The sequence below is a fragment of the Bifidobacterium hapali genome, assembly GCF_002259755.1.
In the GTDB taxonomy this organism is placed as follows: domain Bacteria; phylum Actinomycetota; class Actinomycetes; order Actinomycetales; family Bifidobacteriaceae; genus Bifidobacterium; species Bifidobacterium hapali.
In genome coordinates this window covers 1-6293 of sequence record NZ_MWWY01000065.1, presented here as the reverse complement: position 1 = coordinate 6293, position 6293 = coordinate 1, and the positions used below count along the sequence as shown (strand labels likewise).

Genomic DNA, 6293 nt, shown 5'->3' with positions numbered 1-6293 from the left:
TGAGATTGCATCCGCTGTCCTATTTTTAGCCAGTGATGCGGCTTCTTATGTAACCGGCATTAATCTTCAAGTCGATGGTGGCTATTCCGTGTACTAAACACAGTTTCCTTGGCTAGGCCAGCGGCTACACGTAGCTGCGTGGCGGTTTTTGCTCGCTGATAGTGATGTGAGTGAGCATTTTCTGCCAGTCACTAGTTGTAGTGGCGGTTTTTGCTCGCTGATAGTGGTGTGAGTGAGTGTTTTCTGCCAGTCGTTACGTGTAGTGGCGGATAATGCTCACTGACTAGGGTGTAAGNGAGTGTTTTCTGCCATGTGTTAGTGTAGTGGTTGTATTCTAGTTATAAGAGAAAATGGGAAAACCCGGGAGTGTGTGCTCGACCGGGTTTTCATATCACGTGTATAGCGGCGGTGTGCTACTCTCCCACACCCTAGCGAGTGCAGTACCATTGCCGTGCCAAGTCTTAGCTTCCGGGTTCGGAATGTTACCGGGCGTTTCCCCTGGGCTATGACCGCCGCAAATCTTCAATTAATACAGTCAGAAAAATCATGTTTTTTTCTGCTGGTCTTGTGATGGTTTGGGGACCGGATAGTAGACGCGATTCATCGTTTTCGTGATAGTTACTGCTCCTTGTTGGAGTTAGTTTGTAGCATAGTTGGATACTTGTCCAACCCAATGTTATGGGTTGAATATAGTGATTGTTGTTCCCTGTTAGTACCGGTCAGCTCCACCCTTTACAGGGCTTCCACGTCCGGCCTATCAACCACGTGTTCTTCATGGAGGGTTCAAACCAAATGGTTACGGAATCCTTATCTTGGAGCGGGCTTCCCGCTTAGATGCTTTCAGCGGTTATCCCTTCCGAACGTAGCTAACCAGCCATACCCCTGGCGGGATAACTGGCATACCAGAGGTTCGTCCACCCAGGTCCTCTCGTACTATGGGCAGGCCTCCTCAAGATTCCAACGAGCGCAGAGGATAGAGACCAAACTGTCTCACGACGTTCTGAACCCAGCTCGCGTGCCGCTTTAATCGGCGAACAGCCGAACCCTTGGGACCTGCTCCAGCCCCAGGATGCGACGAGCCGACATCGAGGTGCCAAACCATCCCGTCGATATGGACTCTTGGGAATGATCAGCCTGTTATCCCCGGGGTACCTTTTATCCGTTGAGCGATGCCACGCCCGTGCGCCGGCACCGGATCACTATCTCCGACTTTCGTCCCTGCTCGACCCGTCAGTCTCACAGTCAAGCCCGCTTGTACGATTACACTCAACACCCGATTACCAACCGGGCTGAGCGGACCTTTGAGCGCCTCCGTTACTCTTTAGGAGGCAACCGCCCCAGTTAAACTACCCGCCAGGCACTGTCCCAAACACGGATAACGTGCTGTGGTTAGACGTCAAACGAGAACAGAGCGGTATTTCACCTTACGACTCCACCCAAGCTAGCGCCTGAGCTTCACAGTCTCCCGCCTATGCTACACAATCCGCGCCTAACGCCAATACCAAGGTATAGTAAAGGTCCCGGGGTCTTTTCGTCCTTCTGCGCTTAACGAGCATCTTTACTCGTACTGCAATTTCGCCGAGCTCCTGGTCGAGACAGTGGGGAAGTCGTTACGCCATTCGTGCAGGTCGGAACTTACCCGACAAGGAATTTCGCTACCTTAGGATGGTTATAGTTACCACCGCCGTTTACCGGGGCTTAAATTCACCGCTTCAACCAAAAGATTTAACGGATCCTCTTAACCTTCCGGCACCGGGCAGGCGTCAGAGCGTATACAGCGGCTTACGCCTTCGCACGCTCCTGTGTTTTTGGTAAACAGTCGCTACCCCCTGGCCTGTGCCACCCCCAACAGCTCCAACAGTACATATTCTCACCATCAGGGGTCTCCCTTATACCGAAGGCACGGGAGTAATTTGCCGAGTTCCTTGACCAGGATTCGCTCGATCGCTTTAGTATTCTCTACCTGACCACCAGTGTCGGTTTAGGGTACGAGCAGTACAAGCCCTAACACCGAAGCTTTTCTCGACAGCATGGGATCACCGAATTCGAGCATACGCTCCCATCATCACGCCTCACCCTATATGTACTCCGGATTTACCTAGAATACAGGCCACACGCTTAACCATGGAAAACCACCTCCACAGCCGGCTACCCTCCTGTGTCACTCCTGTGCCAACCTACTACCACTACAATCCCAACACCAACCACATCACCAACCCGAAAGCTGGATCAACGATTAATGAAGGTTAGTACTCATGGCCTCAGTTCTGTCGGTCTCATACTGGTACGGGAATATCAACCCGTTCATCCAATCGACTACGCCTGTCGGCCTCGCCTTAGGACCCGACTCACCCGGGGACGACGAACGTGGCCCCGGAACCCTTAGTCATCCAGCGGCGGAGATTCGCACTCCGCTCTCGCTACTCATGTCTGCATTCTCACTCCCATACAGTCCACCATAGGTTTACACCACAGCTTCACCCCATACAGGACGCTCTCCTACCCAACACCAAACGGTATTGCCGTGTCTTCGGTGGTGTGCTTAAGCCCCGCTACATTGTCGGCGCGGAACCACTAGACCAGTGAGCTGTTACGCACTCTTTCAAGGATGGCTGCTTCTAAGCCAACCTCCTGGCTGTCTATGCGACTCCACATCCTTTCCCACTTAGCACACGCTTAGGGACCTTAGACGACGATCTGGGCTGTTTCCCTTTTGACGACGGAGCTTATCCCCCGCCGACTCACTGCCAGCATACACGCCACAGGTATTCGGAGTTTGGCTGCTATTAGTACCCAATACGGGCCCGCAAGCATCCAGTCGCTCTACCCCCCAGACGCAATCAACCAACGCTGCACCTAAATGCATTTCGGAGAGAACCAGCTATCACGGAATTTGATTGGCCTTTCACCCCTAACCCCAAGTCATCCCCCCGGTTTTCAACCCAGGTGGGTACGGTCCTCCACACAGTCTTACCCATGCTTCAACCTGCTCAGGGCTAGATCATCCCGCTTCGGGTCCAGGACACACGACTCACACGCCATTTAAGACTCGCTTTCGCTACGCATACCCCACACGGGTTATACTCGCCACATGCCACTGACTCGCAGACTCATTTTTCGATAGGCACGCCGTCACCCCATAACAAGGCTCCGACGGATCGTAAGCGCGCGGTTTCAGGAACTCTTTCACTCCCCTCCCGGGGTGCTTTTCACCTTTCCCTCACGGTACTAGTACACTATCGGTCAGACAGGAATACTTAGACTTACCCAACGGTCTGAGCAGATTCACTCGGGATTCCACGAGGCCCGAGCTACTTGGGAACACCATCCACGAGACCCTGATCAACCAGCTACGGGACTATCACCCTCTACGGTCCGGTCTTCAAACCAGTTCACCTCAACCAGAATTTTCTCACTCGCGTCCAGCACGTCGGCACTGAAAAAACGATCTCCCACGACCCCTCATACGCAACCCCCGACGGGTATCACACGCACAAGGTTTAGTCTCATCCGCTTTCGCTCGCCACTACTCACGGAGTATCCTTTCCTGCAGGTACTGAGATGTTTCACTTCCCTGCGTACCCTCTAGCCAAAGCTAGTGACTACCCACAACAGTAGCCGGGTTACCCCATTCGGACACCCTCGGATCAACGCTCATTCGGCAACTCCCCGAGGCTTATCGCAGCCCACCACGTCCTTCATCGGTCCTGTCTGCCAAGGCATCCACCACACGCCCTTACCCACAATCACCACACAACCAGCAATTGCAAGCAACCAACGAGTAACAAACACTCGACAACAAATCATCACACTAACGATCACAAAACGATCAAACAACCAGACCACACAAACCAAAAAGTTCATGCAGCCCGGCGAAAAAACAGCAGAACACACAATCATAAACACACACCACAGCATGCATTCACCATTGTGATCCTGCTCGCGTCCACTATCCAGTTCTCAAACCACCACACCACACACCCACACATCAACCAACCAAACAGTCAGCCAACCCATGAGCATGAGCACGAACCGCACCAGAATAAACTCTGGGGTGACGGTTCGGGAACCCAAAAGCGCATCCACACCACACAACCATCACACACACGCATTCACATGCACACGACAGTCACCTTTATGCTCAAACCTGTGATTGTTTCCACACCAGCACACCCCAAACTATGAAACCATTCCATAATCAGGGCACACACCAGATACCAAACAGTATCCTGAATTCTCCGTAGAAAGGAGGTGATCCAGCCGCACCTTCCGGTACGGCTACCTTGTTACGACTTAGTCCCAATCACGAGTCTCACCTTAGACGGCTCCCTCCAAAACGGTTAGGCCACCGGCTTCGGGTGCTACCCACTTTCATGACTTGACGGGCGGTGTGTACAAGGCCCGGGAACGCATTCACCGCGGCGTTGCTGATCCGCGATTACTAGCGACTCCACCTTCACGGAGCCGAGTTGCAGGCTCCGATCCGAACTGAGACCGGTTTTCAGGGATCCGCTCAACCTCACAGTATCGCATCCCGCTGTACCAGCCATTGTAGCATGCGTGAAGCCCTGGACGTAAGGGGCATGATGATCTGACGTCATCCCCACCTTCCTCCGAGTTAACCCCGGCGGTCCCTTATGAGTCCCCAGCCGAACTGCTGGCAACATAAGGCAAGGGTTGCGCTCGTTGCGGGACTTAACCCAACATCTCACGACACGAGCTGACGACGACCATGCACCACCTGTGAACCCACCCCGAAGGGAAACCCCATCTCTGAGGTCGTCGGGAACATGTCAAGCCCAGGTAAGGTTCTTCGCGTTGCATCGAATTAATCCGCATGCTCCGCCGCTTGTGCGGGCCCCCGTCAATTTCTTTGAGTTTTAGCCTTGCGGCCGTACTCCCCAGGCGGGATGCTTAACGCGTTAGCTCCGACACAGAACACGTGGAACGTGCCCCACATCCAGCATCCACCGTTTACAGCGTGGACTACCAGGGTATCTAATCCTGTTCGCTCCCCACGCTTTCGCTCCTCAGCGTCAGTAACGGCCCAGAGACCTGCCTTCGCCATTGGTGTTCCTCCCGATATCTACACATTCCACCGTTACACCGGGAATTCCAGTCTCCCCTACCGCACTCCAGCCCGCCCGTACCCGGCGCAAACCCACCGTTAAGCGATGGGCTTTCACACCAGACGCGACGAACCGCCTACGAGCTCTTTACGCCCAATAAATCCGGATAACGCTTGCACCCTACGTATTACCGCGGCTGCTGGCACGTAGTTAGCCGGTGCTTATTCACAAAGTACACTCAACTTAAAAAGCCTTGCTCCCTTGTAAAAGAGGTTTACAACCCGAAGGCCTCCATCCCTCACGCGGCGTCGCTGCATCAGGCTTGCGCCCATTGTGCAATATTCCCCACTGCTGCCTCCCGTAGGAGTCTGGGCCGTATCTCAGTCCCAATGTGGCCGGTCGCCCTCTCAGGCCGGCTACCCGTCAAAGCCACGGTAGGCCATCACCCCACCGTCAAGCTGATAGGACGCGACCCCATCCCATACCGCAAAAAAGCTTTCCCACAATCACATGCGATCATGTGGAACATTCAGTATTACCACCCGTTTCCAGGAGCTATCCCAAAGTACAGGGCAGGTCAGTCACGCATTACTCACCCGTTCGCCACTCTCACCCAAACCGAAGTCGAGGATCCCGTTCGACTTGCATGTGTTAAGCACGCCGCCAGCGTTCATCCTGAGCCAGAATCGAACCCTCCACAAAAAACTTGCAAAAGACCCAACAAATGACTCTCAAACAAAAAAATGACAATCGTCCTATAAGGAAGGACGTTCGCACAAAAACCCCAACCCCCATTAACCACTCTCGCAGACCCCCAACCAACAAACAGGTCAAAGGCGGGAATTGGACTGGCAATCACAAACATAAAGAAGTAGTACAAACACGCTCTTGAGTTCTCAAACCACCACCACACTCCAAGCAAACCCAGAAACCAACCAACCGGAAGGAACCAGACCGCTCAGCGGCAGCAAGAGATAAACATACACGACACCACACACAAGCGCAAACCAGCATCACAAAACAACACCCAAAACGTTGCAACAACAACGTTCCCACGGCGTGTCGAAAACACGCCTCCAACACGCTCACACTCTCACAATACGCCCAAAACACCACCACAACCACACCAAAAACCACAAATCCACCCACACGACCCACACAATTCACCCCAACGACACCCAACCCAACCACACAACCAACACATCAGCGACCGTAGAACAGTCG

General features: G+C 53.5%; 1 protein-coding gene and 3 rRNA genes. 1 reads left to right on the top strand and 3 read right to left on the bottom strand.

Annotated elements, in window-relative coordinates:
• Positions 1-4 precede the first annotated feature (4 nt).
• Positions 5-97 carry an SDR family oxidoreductase gene (locus BHAP_RS12015; protein ID WP_275542115.1) on the top strand — a complete coding sequence of 31 codons (93 nt, stop codon included), beginning with the start codon at positions 5-7 and terminating at the stop codon, positions 95-97.
• 303 nt (positions 98-400) lie between these two features.
• On the opposite strand, the gene rrf is transcribed toward BHAP_RS12015, so the two are convergent.
• From rrf to BHAP_RS11265, 3 genes are all read right to left on the bottom strand, one after another.
• Positions 401-517, bottom strand: a 5S ribosomal RNA gene (gene rrf / locus BHAP_RS11275).
• 173 nt (positions 518-690) lie between these two features.
• A 23S ribosomal RNA gene (locus BHAP_RS11270) occupies positions 691-3750 on the bottom strand.
• Between the two features lie 494 nt (positions 3751-4244).
• A 16S ribosomal RNA gene (locus BHAP_RS11265) occupies positions 4245-5771 on the bottom strand.
• Together the 16S, 23S and 5S rRNA genes form the textbook arrangement of a ribosomal RNA operon.
• Positions 5772-6293 lie beyond the last annotated feature (522 nt).